We start from the raw sequence: 17239 nt of genomic DNA, 5'->3' as shown, positions 1-17239 counted from the left end.
GCAAGTCTGGCCCGAAAAAACCGCGCACCTCCAAAACGGGTGCCAAGCCCCGCAGTGGCTCTGGTCGATCCGGGCCGAGCCGGTAGGAACTAGCCATGGCGCATTCTACGCAAGCAACACCGCTGTTTTCCTATCCACGCTACTGGGCCGAATGTTACGGCCCAGCGCCGTTTTTACCCATGTCGCGGGCCGAAATGGACCAGCTGGGCTGGGACAGCTGCGACATCATCATCGTGTGTGGCGATGCCTATGTGGATCACCCCAGCTTCGGTATGGCGGTAATTGGTCGCTTTTTAGAGGCGCAGGGTTTTCGTGTGGGCTTAATTTGCCAGCCCGATTGGACATCGGCAGATCCCTTTAAAGCCCTGGGCAAACCCAACCTGTTTTTTGGGGTTTCCGGCGGCAACATGGATTCCATGATTAACCGCTACACCGCCGATAAAAAAGTCCGCAACGACGACGCCTACACTCCCGGTGGCGTGGGCGGCAAGCGCCCCGATCGCTGTGTACTGGTTTATTCGCAGCGCTGCAAAGAAGCCTACAGCGACGTGCCCGTGGTGCTCGGCGGTATTGAAGCCAGTCTCCGACGCATCGCCCAGTACGATTACTGGAGCGATCAGGTGCGCCGCTCGGTGTTGATCGATGCCACGGCCGATATTTTGTTGTACGGCAACGCCGAGCGCGCCATTGCCGACATTGCCCACGGCCTGGCGGCGGGTAAAACCATCGAGCAACTCAGCAATTTGCGCGGCACGGCGGTGGTGCGCAAAACCCCACCGGGCGGCTGGACCGAAATAGATTCTTCGCGTATCGATTGGCCCGGCAATATCGACAAATTGCCCAACCCCTACGAGTACCAGCAAGACAGCGCCGGTGACGCGAACAATACTCAGGTGGGTTTAAAGGCCGGTGGTGATCAATTGCAGGCCAATGCCGCGCCCTGTCAAACTGCCCAGTCGCAAAATGCCGATGATGACGTGCAGCCAGTGCGCATTATTCCCATGCCCTTGGCCGGCCGCAGTAACAAAGATCCCAATACCTACATTCGCCTGCCCAGCTTTGAAAAGGTGCGCAACGACCCGGTGCTCTACGCGCACGCGTCGCGCGTATTGCACCAAGAGGCAAATCCCTTCAATGCGCGCCCGTTGATTCAAAAACACGGCAACCGCGAAATCTGGGTTAATCCGCCGCCCATGCCGCTCGAAACCGACGAGCTGGATGGCGTATTCGATTTACCCTACCAGCGCAAACCGCACCCCAGCTACGGCAAGGCAAAAATTCCCGCATTTGAAATGATCAAAACGTCGATCAATATCATGCGGGGTTGCTTTGGCGGCTGTACCTTCTGTTCCATTACCGAGCACGAAGGCCGCATTATTCAGAGCCGCTCAGAGGCCTCGATCTTGCGCGAGATAGAAGACATCCGCGACAAGGTGCCGGGCTTTACCGGTCACATTTCTGACTTGGGCGGCCCCACGGCCAATATGTACCGGCTGCAGTGTAAAGACCTGCCCACGCTGAGCGCCTGTCGGCGCCTGTCCTGTGTGTTTCCCACTATTTGTAAAAACCTGGGTACCGATCACAAGCACACTACGCAGTTGTACCGCAAAGCGCGCGCCATTCCCGGCGTAAATCGCGTGTCGATTGCCTCGGGCTTGCGCTACGACCTGGCCGTGCGCGACCCGGAGTACGTGAAGGAGTTGGTAACCCACCATGTGGGTGGCATGCTCAAGATTGCACCGGAACACACCGAGGGCCGGCCGCTCGACATGATGATGAAGCCGAGCATGGAGAGCTACTACGCGTTCAAGAAGCTGTTTGATAAATATTCGAAAGAAGCCGGTAAAACTCAGTATCTGGTGCCATATTTTATTGCGGCGCATCCGGGTACTGAAGATGAAGATATGCTCAACCTGGCGCTTTGGCTTAAGAAAAACGACTTTGAGGTGGATCAGGTGCAAACCTTTTATCCGTCGCCTATGTCGCTGGCTACTGCCATGTATTTCTCTCAGCGCAACCCCCTGAAGAAGCTCAGTTACAAAAAGGGCAGCCTGTATATCCCCCGCGATAAAGATCAGCGCAAGTTGCACAAGGCGCTGCTGCGCTATCACGATCCAAGCAATTGGGGTTTTTTACGTGAATCGCTGATCAAGATGAACAAAGCGCACATGATCGACAAGCTGCTGCCCTCGGAAAATAAACCGGGCCGCAAAAAGTTTGTGCAGGGTGGCGCGCGGCAAAAGGCCAGCGGCAATAAGTTCGATAAGATTCCTGCGCGCACGCCGCAGAATTCCCGCAAAGGCAAGCCCCGTTTTAAGGGTAAATAATCCCACTCCCGTTATATTTTCCTCTTCGCAGCCGCCGGTTTGGTTTCCCAAACCGGCGGCTGGGCTTTCCTTGGTTTTAAATTTGAGCGCTATAAGTAACGCAAACGTTTTGTGCTGGCTTTAATGCTGCATTTGGTTTGCAGGTGCAAGGTGTTTCCCTCGTGTCTGGTATTGTGGGGGCGAGAAGCAAGGCAAACACCTTTCGCCTTTCTGCCACTGCATTGCGAGTATCGGGCAGTGTGTTGCGAATAGATTTCGCAATTGGCCTACAGGCACAAGGTGTTTGCCTCGCTTCTAGTGGTGTGGGGAGTGAGCTGGCTTTTGGTTGGTTGGTGGGGTTGTGTTTGGTTGTTTGTTGGGGCTCGTGGAGTGTGGAGTTCAGGGGTTGGGTGCGTGAAGCAAGATAAACACCTTGTCCCTCTCGGCCACTGCGCTGCAAGTTGTGGGTATTGTGATCTGTATAATTCTCGCAATTGGTCTGCAGGCACAAGGTGTTTATCTTACTTCTTGTGACCTAGGATAGGGGCCTGGACGTTGGCCCGTTCGCGGGGCTGCCGTAGTTTGTTGGGATTTATGGGGCGTGTCTATTGGATGTAAGAAGCAAGGCAAACACCTTGCGCCTTTCGGCCACTGCATTGCGAGTATCGGGCAGTGTGTTGCGAATAGACTTTGCAATTGGCCTGCAGGCACAGGATGATTGCCTCGCTTCTAGTGGTGTGGGGTGTGAGCTGGCTTTTGGTTGGTTGGTGGGGTTGTGTTTGGTTGTTTGTTGGGGGTCGTGGAGTGTGGAGTTCAGGGGTTGGGTGCGTGAAGCAAGATAAACACCTTGTCCCTTTCGGCCACTGCGTTGCGAGTATTGGGTTATGTGCTGCGTATAGATTTTGCAATTGGCCTGCAGGCACAAGGTGTTTCTCTTACTTCTTGTGACCTAGGGGCCTGGATGTTGGCCTCGCTTCTAGTGGCGTGGGCTGGATTTTGATTGGTTTGGGAAAGGGCGGTGACTGGTACTGAAGTGGGGTGTGGGAGTTACATTCGGCAGTTTATCGGTGGGGTGCGTCGCTTTGCAATTAACCGGGTGCTGCCCTATTCTATTCGCCTTTTTTGTCACCGCTAATGTGAGTCCTAATGGCCCTTAAGCCCACTATATACAAGCTCTCGCTCGAGCTTGCCGACAGCGATCGCCACCACTATCAGAGTTACCAGCTCACCCTGGCGCAGCACCCCTCGGAAACCGCAGAGCGCATGGTGGTGCGCATTTTGGCGTTTGCCCTTAATGCCCATGAACGGCTCGCGTTTACCAAGGGCTTGTCAACGGCAGAGGAGCCAGACCTCTGGCTGAAAGAGGACCACGGCGCTATTGCGCTTTGGATTGAGGTGGGCCAACCCAAGGCCGATCGCCTGCGCAAAGCTGTCAATCAAGCTCAATCGGTCAAACTGTATGCTTTCAGCAAAACCGCCGATACCTGGTGGGGTATAGAAAGCAAAGACATGCCCCAATCGGACAAGCTCGCAGTGGCGCGCTTTCAGTGGGCCGACATCGAACAACTGGCCAAGGCACTGGACCGCAATATCCGTTGGAGTGTTAGCATCGCTGGAGGCGAACTTTACGTGGATACGGGTGCTGAGACTGTGCATCTACAGGTGGGTGGCTTTTAACTGCTGTAAAGTGAACGCTTGATTGGGATAGGTAATTATCGAGCTAATAGGTTGGCTAGCTACGTCTTGATGTTGGCGTGGGGTTTTATAAAAAAGTGCCTGGTTTTCTAGCCCCACTATCCTAGGCTCGAACTTACCCCAATACCGCCTTCAAATTCGCCCGGTACCGGCGTGAGCAATTCACCTTGGCGCCGTTCGTTAAATTGATCACGCCATCGCCATTGTCCTGGGTTTCAATAGAGGCGATATGGTCTAGGTTGACGATGTAGGAGCGGTGCACCCGGCAGAAGGGGTGGCCGGTCAGTCGTTGTTCCATGCTGGCCATGGTTGCGCGCACGGGGTAGATGCGTTCTCCCAGGTGCAGGTTCACATAGTTGCCGCTGGCTTCCATCCAATCGACGTCTTTGAGTTGCACCACAAATTCTTTGCCCAGCTTCTTCACCAGAAAGCGCTCGCTCACCGCCGGGGTGGCTTCTTCGCTTTCGGCCACAAAGGCCGCCTCGCCCGATAGGCGGCTGATTACAAACTGGTAGGTGTACACCACACTGAGAATCAGCAGGTAAACCATCAGGTCTTTGCGGTATTCGTAGGTCAGTATCCAGCTCCATTGGCCGGGGTTGTAGTCAACTGCGGCCAACCGGTAGACCAGCTCACGCAGGCCGTGCATGAGTAACACGTGGACCACCGAAATCGGCAGGCTGAAGAGCAGGTGGTAGAAGCCGTGGCGTCTGAAGGTGCCCCAGGCCAGTGGCCAGCGCGCATTAAATCGAACGATGGGGTAGAGCAGGGCGGTCCAGGCCAGGGCGCTGCTCACTTCCCACAAAAAGGGCTCCCAGGGGCGGATTGACCGGCCGGCTCTGGCGTACTCCATTAATTCGGTGGTGGCGTTGACGGTGACCACCATGGCCAGCAATAGCGCCCAGGCCAGGCTGTCCCAGAGCGCGGCGCGGCGTTGGTAGTCGGCAAAGGTCATAATTTTCGTCCCTGTTTAGCGGCCGCTAATCACAGTGGCCCTGTGATTAGTCACATGTGCCTTGGCGGTGTGGCAGAAGGTCGCCAGAGTAGCAAAAAAAACCACGGAGGTTTACTTGTGCGACGCTACGATCTGGATTGGCTGAGAAGCCTGGCTTTTTTACTCTTGATTCTCTATCACTGCGGCATGATGTACGTTAGCTGGGATTGGCATATCACCAGCCAGTACCAAAGCGAGTCTTTAAAATTGCTCATGCTGCTTGTTAATCAGTGGCGCTTGCCGCTGTTGTTTTTTATTGCCGGTGCCGCCCTGTACTTTGCCCTGAGTCGGCTCAGCAGTCCGCGCCTGCTGACATTGCGCAGTGTGCGCCTGGGCGTACCGTTGGTGCTCGGCATTCTGGTGATAGTGCCACCCCAGCTGTTTTTTGAGATGCGCCAGGCGGGTGAGCCCACGGGCGGTTATCTCAACTTCTGGTTCGCCTATTTAACCCCCAATCACCCGCTGTTTGAGCTGCATCGCACGCCGCTATTTGGCCAGATGACTTGGAATCACCTCTGGTTCTTGCCCTACCTCTGGTGTTACTCGGTGGTGCTATTACTGATTGCGCCCGGGCTTAAGCGCTTGCTGCCGCTGTTGCCCGAGGGCCTGCGCTTTTGGTTTTGGATGCCCTGGCTGTTGCTGGCCAGCGTGTACTGGCTTTTGCGCGATGATTTTCCCACCACCCATGCACTGCTGGACGACTGGTTTAATCACGGCATATCGCTGTCGGTGTTTGTGCTGGGCTATGTTATGGCGGCCAAGCGCCGCTTGTGGCGCACCTTGCGGGTACATTGTTTCGATTTCTTGGTTGCGGCAATGTTTAGCTACGCACTCTTGGTAGCCATGTACAGCCTGCCCAGCGATACCGGCATGGGCGCACAGGTTGAATATTGGGGCGACAAGTGCGTGCGGGCACTGCAGGCGCTCAACCTGTGGTTGTGGATTTTGGCCCTGTGTGGCCTGGCGCACCGCTTTTTAAACCGCGACTCGGCTCTGCGCCGCTACAGCACCGAAGCCGTCTACCCCTGGTATGTATTACATCAAACCATTACCGTCTGCGTTGGTTTTTATGTGAGTCAATGGCAGTGGGGGCCCTTGTGGGAACCGTTGGCGGTAGTGAGTGCAACAGTAATTGGCTGTGCCTTGGGCTTTGAGCTGATACGCCGCCACAATGGGCTGCGCTGGCTATTTGGTTTGGCGCCTCGGCGCGCGGCCCGCAACTCGCCGGCGGCTGTATCAGCGGTTGGCCACCAGTTGGCGCCCAAAACGCCCGCCGTAGCCGAGGTGCCGGCCACGCGGGGTTAACTGGGGCCAAAGTAGGGCAGGCGGTTGTTACCCTGGTGTCGGCGCAGGTGTCTGAATTAGTATAACGTTGCGCAGCTGCGCTAGCGTCAACGAATACTATAAAAACAGGAATCATTTGCCCATGCCGTCTGTGGTCCCAACCGCTTTTGCCCTATTACTTTGCCTGATCCCCGTGGTTGCCCAGAGCTGGACAAACCACGCCCCTGGATCGGCCCTGTCACTCGCGCCGCTAGCTGGTCTGTCGACACAACAGGTTCAGGTAACCTCATTGGAGGATTTTTTGCGTGCAGAGCGCCAGCGTTTGGTGGCGCACTTAGAGGCCCAGGAGCGTTTCACCCGCGAGCATTTTCCGCAGGTGCCGCCCACACCCAAAGACTTACAGTGGGCCGGTACCGACAGCGGCTCCGCGCTCACACCGGCGTTTTTAAGAGCCCTTAGGCTCAACCCAGATATTCGGTTGGCCAATTTTATTCAGGCGGTGCCCGGTGCGGATGACGTGACCCAGCTAACGCCCCTGCCGCTCGCGCAAGTCGTCGTATTTAGCGATCTGGACAGTTGGGGCGATTGGCAGTTTTACGGGCTGGCGGTTGGCCAATCGGTAAGCGCCTTGTCGGTTGTTGCCAGCGCCGCCGACGAGCCAGACTACGGCCACGACATCAACCTGTTTGAAGACAATCCGGGTTCAGTGGGAGCGCTTTATCAGTTTGGGCTGCAGCCCATTGGCGACAGTCGATTTGAGCACTCGTCACAGGCGCCGTTTCACATGGGCTTTTACCACGAACACCCGGTCATTTTTGCCGCCGGCGGTTTTCTAAAAAATACCTTTGCCGACTGGCGCGCCTACCAGTTTTTCTCGTTGGCGGCCTTCGCCTTTGAAAACGGCCACGATTACTGGGGCTACCGGTTTATGGGTTGGGGTTTGCACTATGTGCAGGATCTCACGCAACCCTATCACGCCACTGTGTTGCCGGGTGTCGGCACGGCGGCCATGCTGTGGATTTACGTAAAAGATGTACTTGGGTTTAGCCAGGCGAAAACAGCGGCCATTACCCGCAATGCAAATTACCATACCTTTATTGAAAGCCTGCAGTATGCACAGCTCCGGCGCCAGCTTGCACAGCCAGCCAGTACACAGGCCTTGGTGGACGCCTATCGCACCCTGGCCCAGGATGAGCGCTATCCATCCTATGGGCCCAGTTACCTGCGCCGCACAATAGCGGCACAAGCCCGCGCATCGGCGGCGGCGCTAGCTGCACTGATAGACCCTCTTTATTCGGAATCACCGGCGCAAGTAGCGCTGACAGAAGATTCAGAATTGGCACGACTGTTGGTGCAGCTAACGGGCCACTTTGGCGCCCACACCCGCAATGCCGTGCGCACCACATGGGTTAAACCAGAGGCAGCTTCTGCTCCGTAAATTAAGATTGATACGCGCTTTAAATAGGTATGGCAGTAATTTCGTGCTCGCCGGTAGGTGTTTAAAGGAAAAATAATGACGATTGACTTAAGTTTTACCGAAGATCCAGCGTGGATTGCGAAGCGCGAAAAAGTCTGGGCGCCGATTGAGAGTGGACTAAAGGCCAAATTAAGAAAGAAAGACCTGGAATCGCTGAAGACGTATTTTTTTACAGGGGTTATTCCTGAAGGGCGGCATATGAATGACCGGCCAAAGCTTATCTATTTCCCCCTAACCACCCCTGAAGGTTGGAATTACGTATTCCAGCACCTCGCCCGAGATGGGGCGGCGCTCTATAAATCAGAATACTACCTGTCGATTAACGATTCCTTGGCCTTATTGGGCGATATGGACGTTAGGCTACGTTATTTCGACTACTTTCATGGCGATCAACCGGTCTCTACGGAAACTACGCCTGTGCCTGTTACCCCAAAAGGTGAGTTGGTTACTTTTGACGTTGATACAATGAAAAAATTTCAGAGGTTATGTTCAAATGCACTCTCATTTGTGGAGGATAATCGATACGAATTAATTTATCTTCGAAGAAATGTATTTTTCAACATGCTTGAGTCGATTGGGCAAGAGCCCAAGTTGGAAGGAAGTTCATCGCATAATTTATTAATTTGGTTAATGGAGCACATCATTAGATTTAACCCTAAGGCTGATATTAAATCGTTCGAATCACAGAAAACACTGCTGTCTGAATTCAGAGGTGCTCTAGAGAATCTTGAAGACAACAATGTCATTAAACAATATTGGCTTGATGTTCAGAAATCTGGATTGGATGGTTGACATGTCAGATTATAGATTAACTATTACCGTAAAAACGCCCACCGCAGATCATGCTCAATGGAAACAGCTCATTGAAGGGATGTGCAACGGCGAGCTGGGGGCTTATTTCGAAGAGCGTATCGCCCATTTTGGGCCTGCTGCAGAAGCGGCAGCCGAATCCATGCTTGATGACTGGTATGAATTCAACACTGCCCCCCTGTTCGAAAACTATCGGGAGGAGGGTAGTACCCTGCGTTTCACCATAGAAGACGGCAGCTCCATACGTGAAAGAACTAAAATGTTAGTTAATTTGTTTCGTTTGTGTGGCGCCGAAGAAGCCTATGTGGAAGGGAAGCTCCTAGAAGAGTATGAGTAAAGTGGGGTCAAGAGTTAGGTGAAGAGGAGATAAACCGGCAGCGTGCTTATAGAGCTCTTTTCGGTGGGCATATTGATAGCCGGCAGATTCAAGATGTTCGTGACGCGGTAAACAAGGGAATGGCTCTGGGTGATTGGCGATTTAAGGATGAAATTGAACGGTTGCACGGACGAAGAGTTCGGCCGGCAAAAATGGGGCGGCCGGTGATTGATGCGCCATAAGTTTCATCTGACCCCGCTTTCCAGAGGCAGTTTCTGCTCCGTAAATTAAGATTGATACGTGCTTCAAATAGGTATGGCAGTAATTTCGTGTTCGCCGGTAGGTGTTTAAAGGAAAAATAATGACGATTGACTTAAGTTTTACCAAAGACCCAGCGTGGATTGCGAAGCGCGAAACAGTTTGGGCGCCCATAGCGGCCGACTTAAAATCTGGATTGAGAAAAAAGGAGTTGGGTCAAGTGGGGTCATGGTCAAGTGGGGTCAGATGAAACTTACGGCGCTGTATTCATCATTGTTGATGTCCGCTTTCTCGTTATAAACTGAAAGTTCCAGTTACGGTTAAAAGGATTTGGCCATGGCGAGACTTCATCGTATCAGCCCGTTGGGCATCCCCCAGCATATTATTCAGCGCGGCAATAATCGCCAGGTCTGCTTTGCCTCTGAGCAAGACTTAGGTGTTTATATAAACTGGCTGGACGTTTATGCCCGCCAGTTCGATGTTTTAATACATGCGTGGGTCTTAATGACGAACCATGTGCATCTACTGGTTACGCCAAATGCAATTGCTGGTGTGTCGAGCATGATGCAGGCATTAGGTCGGCGGTATGTCAGGTACTTCAACCGAGAATACCGTCGGTCGGGAACTCTCTGGGAGGGGCGGTTCAAGGCAAGCCTGGTACAATCCGAGACTTACCTTTTGGTCTGCCAGCGCTATATCGAGTTAAATCCCGTCAGGGCAGGTATGGTTGATGATCCCGCAGAATATGCTTGGTCAAGCTATCAGGCCCACGCATTGGGTAAGCAGATACAAATACACTCACCCCATGCGGAATACCTAAAGTTAGGTGAAGCGGGGATAAACCGGCAGCGCGCTTATAGAGCTCTTTTCGGTGGGCATATTGATAGCCGGCAAATTCAAGATGTTCGTGACGCTGTAAATAGGGGAATGGCTCTGGGTGATTGGCGATTTAAGGATGAAATAGAACGTCTGCATGGACGAAGAGTTCGGCCGGCAAAAATGGGGCGGCCGGTGATTGATGTGCCATAAGTTTCATCTGACCCCACTTTCCCTTTCCTGCGGCGGAAATAGAATTTAACCCAGACACCTTCCCAGATCTTTGCGAGGCTCCATAGATGATTGAAGTAAAGACAGCGCAACTTGAACCCTTTAAACACTTTTGGCAGCTGGATAACCCCGCCTGGGTAGCCCAGCGCGAGCAGGAGTGGAAGTTGCTGGCGCACGCCTTTACCGAGAAGGGCATGGCGCGTGCCGAGCGCCAATCGGTAAAGGCGTTTTATTTGCGTGGTGAAGTTAAATCTATACATTACCCCCCCCTTTCGTACCTGCTCACCCCGTTTTCAACACCCGAAGAGGCTAGTGATTTTTACTATTCAAAATTTTATTCAGACTCGGGGAGAAATCAGATCCATACTGGTTTTTTGGCGACGAGAGAGGCCCATTTCACCCAGCTCCCATGGTTTCGCGATAAAATGAAGGCATATATTGCAGGGGTGTTGGGGCAGACCTATCAACAAAAATTCGATCCCTTCTATCCAAATAGAGCAATCACCTCAAATCCGGGTTTCTGGTCGCAGGACTATTTACTGTCCATTAATTGGGTGTTAGCGGGCAGGGGTTATGTGGGGATACTCGACGCCCTGCCTTATTTCATCAGTTGTCTAGCAAACAATACCGAGGCAGAATATCGAGAGAATATGGATATTGATCAGCTTTTTATCACGGCAGCGCAGGCTCTCAAGCAACCGCCCGACCCCTATGCGTTGGAAATGGCCACAAAACTGTTTGAAAATGAACAAGCCCTGCGCGACGCATGGGCTTTAAATGCGCACCTGGACAAGTAGGTGGATTATGGAGTTTTTAATTAAATTACCTTTTCCATGTCATGACGATATGGATGATGTTATTGACTTAGATGATGATGAATTGGCTGATTGGTTTGTCGCGCTTTTTGGTAAATTAAAGTTTGAGGTGACACCCGCTGTTCTTGCCATAGACGATTTAAAGTTTTTGTCGCTTCATGGCAGCTGGTTAAACATTAGGACTACTGGCAGTAGCTGGTTAAGCATCGCAAAAAGCTTCATTGAACAACCGTTAGCCGCAGAGCAATCACCCACAGAATGGTACGCCACCTACGCCGATGAGTATGGGGGCATTGCCTTATTCGCCTGTACAAGTTCTGGCGACCGATTGGCCTTCCAAGGCGACCAAGAATCTGAGACCGTAAAAATCATAACCAGCCCAGAGCAGGGCACCCTCGCGCAGCTTACGGAAAAGTGGGCTGCACTTGTGCCCGTTGAGGTATCTAAGATGTTTCATGATTTCTATGAAGACTAGAAACGATCGGAAAGATCACCTTAAATCTATTAGTCAATCATAGCCGTGGCATTTACTTTATACCTTTTAATCTGCTAGCGCTCAGGCAGGGCATGGTGAGCATGGTGCTGGCCAGCGCCATGAGTAGCAGGGCGGTAAAGCTGTTGCTGCTGATGACGCCTTTGTCCAGCAGCACGTTGGCAAAGATAATCATGATCAGGGCTTTGGTTTGTAGCAGCCAGCCGATTTGCCAGGCCTCGCCGGGTGCCCAGCGTAGAATTTTACCCGCCAGCTGCACGCCCAGTAATTTACCACCCACCGAGGCCGCCAATAGTAGGGCCGCCGCGCACAGTACCAGCCAGCCGCCGAGTTCCCAGTGGGTGCGCAGGCCCGTGCTTAAAAAAAACACGGGCATAAGTGTGAGCAGTACGGTATTGCGCAAGTTATCCAGGGCCTCGTGGCCGAACCATTCGCTATCTAACACCACGCCGGCCAAAAAGGCGCCCACCATAAAATGCAGGCCTGCCCAGTCTGCAAACAGCGCCATGGCTACCAGCCAGACAAGCGAAAGATACCAGCGATCTATGGTGCGCACGCGTTGGAGCAGGGCCCGAATGAGTAGGCTTAAGGGCAATAGGCTAACCAAAAACAGTAACTGCTTACCCAGCCGCTGCCAATCTAACAGTATCAGGGCCAGCACGGCCCAAATGGCGATATCGTCCAAGCTGGCGTAGCGCAGTATGCGCTGCCCGAGTGGGCGGCGCAGCAGGCCCAGTTTTTCCATGAACAACATTAAAATGGGCAGGGCAGTCACCGCACAGGACATGCCAATACCCACAACAAACTGCCAGCTGCTGCCGCTTGGCCCCAGCCAGCCACTTTGCCACTGCAGCAGCATCAGCGCGGCAGCCATCCCAAACAACAAGGGCATGATTAGCGCGAGGCCGGCGGTGGTGACACTTTCGCGCTTGTGCAGCCAGGCCTGGCGCAGGTCGAGCTCGACACCCGCCAGCCAGACAAACAGCATGACTGCCCACAGGGCAATGCCATTGAGTGCCTGAATCACCGGTGCCGTAAACAGCGCTTGGTGCAGCGTCGGTAGCCAGCTGCCGAGCAGGCCCGGGCCCAGTAGGATACCGGTGGCAATTTGCACCACTACCAGTGGTGCCCAACTGTCGCTGCGCAGCAGCCGCCAGAGCCCATAGGGCAGGGCAAATATCAGCAACAGTACGAGTAAAAAAAGCTCAGTAGTTGAAAACGCCGCCAGCACCTGTACCGCCCTCACACCCGCTGAAAAAACGCGAGTGTGTCATAATTTTAGATTGGCACGTAGAGACGGCAGCGCTTTTTTTGTGCCCATGGGGGAGCAGCCCAGAGACTTGGCGACTGTGCATCCATAATTGGCGCGCGTGGAATGCGTCTACCCGAAGTGCGGTAATGGCACTCTTTAAGCGCACCATTGCTAGCGTAGCCGGGTTTTTAAGGTGGCTGGCACTGGGGCAGGACCTAAACCCAAGCCCTAAACCCAAGCCCCAGGGCGATGTGCGGGAACAGCACTGCGCGCAACGGGAATTTTCCTGGCTTGCGACAGTGGCTTGCTAGGGGCCAGGGATCATTGCTTGGCGAGTACCAGTCCCGCCACCATCATCAAAAGCCCCACGGCTTTCTGGCGGGTTAGGGGCGAAACATTGGCGCCCAACCAGCCATGGTGGTCTATGCATGCAGCGGCAATGATCTGCCCGGTAACAATGAAAATGATGGCGTTGCCCACGCCCATGCGCGGCGCCAGGTAGGTGATGGATAGCACATAGAAGGCGACAATGGCGCCCCCGGTGTAGCCAAAGCTGGGGGCGGTTAAAAAACTTTTTATATTGGGCAGTGGTGCAGATTGCAGGGCGAGAACGCTCATCGTGCAAATTAACCCAATGGTAAACAATACCAGTGCCGCGTAGGCCACACTTTGCAGCGCCTGACTCAGGGCGGCGTTTGCCGCAGCTTGAAAAGGGATGAGGGCGCCGGCACCGAGTGCCAGCAGTGGCAAGAGCAAGGCAAAAGATTTCACAGAATATCTCCAAAGCCACCGGGGCCTGTGGCCCCGGTGGGGAAAGCTAGCGGTTTTTTTGCTGTCGCAGCTGGGTGACGGTGTCGTAACCCAGGCCCCAGTTATCGGTGTTGACCTCTTCAATGAGCACAAAGGTTGTGGCAGGGTTTTTACCGAGCACATCCACGAGTAATTGCGTGGTGCCCTTTATAAGCTGGTGTTTTTGTTCCTGTGTTACATTTTCATCGGTAATCTTTATGTTGACGTAGGGCATGACTTTTTCCTGGGTAGTGAATTTTATGGGGTTTTGAATTTATGGTGATTGGCATGCTGACGGCTGTGGATGCTCTGCATAAAGCTTGTGCACAATTTGCCAGTTGTTGTTTTCTTTCAAACAGCTTAAAAAATCAAAATAGTTGTGACCTAAAAGCGGGCAGTAAACGCTTACCACGGCCTGATCGCCAAGCATTTCGATGGCGCGGACAGAAAAGTTGAAAGGCTCGCCGCGCAATTTGGGAACGCTTCGATTTTTGACTTTGGCAAGCCATGTGTCGCGGTCCTGATGTAATCCCGGTGTACTTAAGCGCGCATTTGGGTGGAAAATTCGCGACAGTTTTTCGGTATCCGCTTCATGCAACCCCTCAAAATACGCCTGGGCTAAGGCCAATAGCTGCTCAAAATCCTCCTGCTGTTGTGTCGGCATCACCCTGCTGCCCCCGCCAGTTTTGACAAAGGCCGTTGAGATAGCAGCGCGTCTTGCTCCTGCAGGGCACGTTGAAAGCTAGCCAGTGCGGCTACGGCCTTTAGCATGCGCTGCGTGCTGCGGCCCAACTCGATGTGAACGGGAAAGTACTCGCCCCAGCGGGCATACACGGTCAGCATGATATCGGCGGCGCAGTGCTGTGCTCCGCCCAGAAACGGCTGTTCGGCCAGGCGCTGCTCCACCACGGCCCATAGTTTGGTTATGGCCTCTGCCGCGCGTTGCAGGGTTTGGCTTTGAATCACAGGGTCTGCAATGTTGGCTTTGATAAAAAACAGACGGCTATAGGCGGGGTGGACGGTGGCATTGGCAAACAGCATGTCCTCTATGGCCCGCCGTTGGCCGTCGGCTTGCGTGGGCCAGAGTGCGCTTGGGTGCTGTTGCAAAAGGTACAGGTTGATGGCCGCGCCTTCGGTGAGCAGGCCGTCTTTGGTTTGCAACGCAGGCACCGAGCCCACGGGGTTGATCTGGGCAAAATTTGGTGCATCGTCGCGATGTACCAACGCCACGGGCTGGCCCAGCTCAATGAGCAGCGTATGGGTGGCCAGCGAGCAGGCATTGGGGAGACAGTAAAGTGTGTACATGGGCGCTTCCTTGTAATCGATGGCAATAACAGCTTCAGCATGGGGTGAAGCTCTGAGTCGAGGCGCCAGTGTAGGGCTGGGTATTGTTAATAAAAATATCTACAATGTGGATAGTCTGTTTACGCTACGGAAACAAAGTGGATAAATTACGTGCAATGGCGCTGTTTGTGAAAGTGGCCGAGCTGCAGAGCTTTAGCCGGGTGGCGGAGGCGACGCAGCTTTCTAAGTCTATGATTAGCAAGGAAATAAGCCGGTTAGAGACGCATTTAGGGGCGCGTTTGCTGCAGCGCTCTACCCGGCATTTGGCGCTGACCGAGGTGGGTGAGGGCTACTTGGCGCGCTGTCGCGAGCTGTTGCTAAAGCTTGAGGATACGGAAAGCTATATTCAGCAATCCCAGCAGCGGCCAACGGGAAAATTAAAAGTTAATGCACCCATGGCGTTAGGGCTTTTGCAGCTTGGCCGTCTGTTTGCCGATTTTATGCAGGCCTACCCGGAAATTGAGTTAGATGTTCACCTCAGTGATGAGCCGCTGGACTTGATAGATCACGGCTTTGACGTGGGGTTTCGTATTAGCAGCCGGCGCTTGGACTCTAACTATATTGGCAAGCCATTGGCGCGTTTTACCTATCGCGTGTGCGCCGCGCCCAGCTATTTGCAAACGCACGGTCACATTCGCCAGGTTGACGATCTAAAGCAGCACAACTGTTTTGTGTACAGCTATTTCCAAGGCAAAAATGTGTGGCCATTGGGTGACGGCGTTGCCATTGGTGGCAACTTGCGCGTCAATAATACGCTGTTCATGTTGGACATCATTCGTGCGGGCCTGGGTGTGGGCTTTGTGCCGGATTTCATTTGCAAGGCAGATTTGGAATCGGGTGCGGTGGTCGAGGTGTTGCCCGATGTCGAAAGAACCGATCTCACCCTGTTTGCCCTTTATCCGGCACGCGCTTATGCACCGCCAAAACTGACGCAGTGTGTTGCGTTCTTTGAGCGCTGGTATCAACAAAATCAACATGCTGAAGTATAACTACAGAGTTTAAACATGGGTGTTCTCAAGTACTCAAGCCGATTTTTAAAGCAATGCTTAATTACACTTCCAGTCGATGAAATCTCATGAAATACCGCGCTGTTATTAGGCTGTTATTAGGCTGATTCTGGAATAGTTTTGTATAAATTCAGCAAAGGTTTTGCGTTCTAAAAAAAACGCCGCGTGTAAGCGGCGTTTTTTGTATCTAGCTCGCGCGTATTAGCTAGCGCAAATCAAAGCGATCGGCCTCCATTATTTTTACCCAGGCGCTGACAAAATCCTTCACAAAGGTTTTTTCTGCACCTTGAGTTGCATACACTTCGGCTATGGCTCTGAGTTGTGAGTTTGATCCGAAAATCAAATCCACCCGCGTGCCAGTCCACTTGCGCTTGCCCGTTTTGCGATCCGTGCCTTCAAACACGGTGGCGTCTTTGTCGGTAGGTTGCCAGAGCGTATTCATATCGAGCAGATTAACGAAGAAGTCGTTGGTGAGCGTGCCAGGCTTGTCGGTGAACACCCCGTGTGCCGATTGGCCAACATTGGCGTTAAGTGCGCGCAGGCCGCCTATGAGTACGGTCATTTCCGGTGCGGTTAGTGTCAATAGCTGCGCGCGGTCGATGAGCAGCTCTTCGGCGCTAACGCTGTAGTGGGCTTTTTGAAAATTGCGGAAGCCATCGGCCTTGGGTTCCAGTACGGCAAAGGCCTCCACGTCAGTCTGCGCCTGTGTGGCGTCGACGCGGCCGGGGCTAAAGGGCACTTTGATTTTGTGGCCGGCCTTGGCCGCAGCGGCTTCGATGGCGGCGCAACCGCCGAGCACAATTAAGTCGGCCATGGAAACGCGCTTTTTGCCCGTTTGCGCTTTGTTGAAGCGTTTCTGAATAGCTTCCAGTGCACTGAGTACCTTCGCCAGCTGCGAGGGTTCATTGGCGGGCCAATCTTTTTGTGGCGCCAGCCGAATGCGCGCGCCGTTGGCGCCGCCGCGCTTGTCGGAACCGCGGAAGGTGGCGGCCGAGGCCCAGGCAGTGGCCACCAATTCTGATAGCGAGAGTTTACTGGCCAAGATTTTTTTCTTGAGCTCGGTGACGTCTTTGCCGCTAATTAACGCAAAGTCGCGCGCTGGTAAGGGATCTTGCCAGAGCAATTCTTCGGCGGGCACTTCGCTGCCCAGGTAGCGGCTAACCGGGCCCATGTCGCGGTGGGTCAATTTGTACCAAGCGCGCGCGAAGGCATCGGCAAAGGCGTCCAGATTTTGGTGAAAGTGTTCAGAAATTTTGCGGTAGGCCGGGTCGGCGATGAGCGCCAGGTCGGTGGTGGCCATCATGGGCGCGTGGCGCTTGCTGGGGTTGTGGGCGTCGGGCACGGTGCCCTTG

17 protein-coding genes are annotated in these 17239 nt (G+C 53.6%); 10 read left to right on the top strand and 7 right to left on the bottom strand.

The window, feature by feature from the left end; translation table 11 throughout:
* Nucleotides 1-95 precede the first annotated feature (95 nt).
* A complete protein-coding gene (locus ACW8F6_RS01830) occupies nt 96-2327 on the top strand; it encodes a YgiQ family radical SAM protein (protein WP_491574132.1) in 2232 nt (743 codons plus the stop codon).
* Between the two features lie 1125 nt (nt 2328-3452).
* Complete coding sequence (locus ACW8F6_RS01825; protein ID WP_491574131.1) at nt 3453-3983, top strand: YaeQ family protein; 531 nt, start codon at nt 3453-3455, stop codon at nt 3981-3983.
* Nucleotides 3984-4116: 133 nt separating this feature from the next.
* Here ACW8F6_RS01825 and ACW8F6_RS01820 read toward each other — a convergent pair whose 3' ends face one another.
* Complete coding sequence (locus ACW8F6_RS01820) at nt 4117-4956, bottom strand: LytR/AlgR family response regulator transcription factor (RefSeq protein ID WP_491574130.1); 840 nt, start codon at nt 4954-4956, stop codon at nt 4117-4119.
* Between the two features lie 117 nt (nt 4957-5073).
* Here ACW8F6_RS01820 and ACW8F6_RS01815 point away from each other — a divergent pair, with 117 nt between their 5' ends.
* From ACW8F6_RS01815 to ACW8F6_RS01785, 7 genes are all read left to right on the top strand, one after another.
* Entirely contained in the window at nt 5074-6300 is a 1227-nt protein-coding gene (locus ACW8F6_RS01815) for an acyltransferase family protein (protein WP_491574129.1), read from the top strand.
* 121 nt (nt 6301-6421) lie between these two features.
* Nucleotides 6422-7717, top strand: coding sequence for a hypothetical protein (locus ACW8F6_RS01810; RefSeq protein ID WP_491574128.1), 1296 nt, complete (start codon nt 6422-6424; stop codon nt 7715-7717).
* A 75-nt stretch (nt 7718-7792) separates the two neighbouring features.
* The gene (locus tag ACW8F6_RS01805; RefSeq protein WP_491574127.1) at nt 7793-8548 is read left to right on the top strand and encodes a hypothetical protein; all 756 of its coding nucleotides are present in this window, start codon (nt 7793-7795) and stop codon (nt 8546-8548) included.
* A gap of 1 nt (nt 8549) precedes the next feature.
* On the top strand, nt 8550-8903 hold the full coding sequence (locus ACW8F6_RS01800) for a hypothetical protein (protein WP_491574126.1): 354 nt from the start codon (nt 8550-8552) through the stop codon (nt 8901-8903).
* A gap of 573 nt (nt 8904-9476) precedes the next feature.
* On the top strand, nt 9477-10169 hold the full coding sequence (locus ACW8F6_RS01795) for a transposase (RefSeq protein WP_491574125.1): 693 nt from the start codon (nt 9477-9479) through the stop codon (nt 10167-10169).
* Nucleotides 10170-10255: 86 nt separating this feature from the next.
* A complete protein-coding gene (locus tag ACW8F6_RS01790; protein WP_491574124.1) occupies nt 10256-10984 on the top strand; it encodes a hypothetical protein in 729 nt (242 codons plus the stop codon).
* Nucleotides 10985-10991: 7 nt separating this feature from the next.
* Nucleotides 10992-11477: a hypothetical protein gene (locus ACW8F6_RS01785; RefSeq protein ID WP_491574123.1), complete on the top strand. Its 486-nt coding sequence runs from the start codon at nt 10992-10994 to the stop codon at nt 11475-11477.
* A 52-nt stretch (nt 11478-11529) separates the two neighbouring features.
* Here ACW8F6_RS01785 and ACW8F6_RS01780 read toward each other — a convergent pair whose 3' ends face one another.
* The 5 genes from ACW8F6_RS01780 to ACW8F6_RS01760 all read right to left on the bottom strand — a co-directional run bounded on the left by ACW8F6_RS01780 (nt 11530) and on the right by ACW8F6_RS01760 (nt 14841).
* Nucleotides 11530-12726 (bottom strand): cation:proton antiporter, encoded by a 1197-nt coding sequence (locus ACW8F6_RS01780; RefSeq protein ID WP_491574122.1) that lies wholly within the window; start codon nt 12724-12726, stop codon nt 11530-11532.
* 342 nt (nt 12727-13068) lie between these two features.
* Nucleotides 13069-13518 (bottom strand): DMT family transporter, encoded by a 450-nt coding sequence (locus tag ACW8F6_RS01775; protein WP_491574121.1) that lies wholly within the window; start codon nt 13516-13518, stop codon nt 13069-13071.
* 46 nt (nt 13519-13564) lie between these two features.
* A complete protein-coding gene (locus tag ACW8F6_RS01770; protein WP_491574120.1) occupies nt 13565-13771 on the bottom strand; it encodes a 2-hydroxymuconate tautomerase family protein in 207 nt (68 codons plus the stop codon).
* A gap of 39 nt (nt 13772-13810) precedes the next feature.
* Entirely contained in the window at nt 13811-14200 is a 390-nt protein-coding gene (locus tag ACW8F6_RS01765) for a nuclear transport factor 2 family protein (RefSeq protein ID WP_491574173.1), read from the bottom strand.
* Nucleotides 14200-14841 carry a glutathione S-transferase family protein gene (locus ACW8F6_RS01760; RefSeq protein ID WP_491574119.1) on the bottom strand — a complete coding sequence of 214 codons (642 nt, stop codon included), beginning with the start codon at nt 14839-14841 and terminating at the stop codon, nt 14200-14202. The genes ACW8F6_RS01765 and ACW8F6_RS01760 overlap by 1 nt, the downstream gene beginning before the upstream one ends.
* A gap of 137 nt (nt 14842-14978) precedes the next feature.
* Here ACW8F6_RS01760 and ACW8F6_RS01755 point away from each other — a divergent pair, with 137 nt between their 5' ends.
* Nucleotides 14979-15869: a LysR family transcriptional regulator gene (locus ACW8F6_RS01755; RefSeq protein ID WP_491574118.1), complete on the top strand. Its 891-nt coding sequence runs from the start codon at nt 14979-14981 to the stop codon at nt 15867-15869.
* A gap of 223 nt (nt 15870-16092) precedes the next feature.
* Here the strand turns inward: ACW8F6_RS01755 and ACW8F6_RS01750 are convergent.
* Nucleotides 16093-17239, bottom strand: a 1147-nt coding sequence (locus ACW8F6_RS01750; protein ID WP_491574117.1) for a peroxidase family protein, incomplete at its 5' end; no start/stop codon positions are given.

Source organism: Simiduia sp., assembly GCF_058345725.1.
Note: the sequence above shows the minus strand (reverse complement) of the source record. Positions and strands in the feature narration are given on the sequence as shown.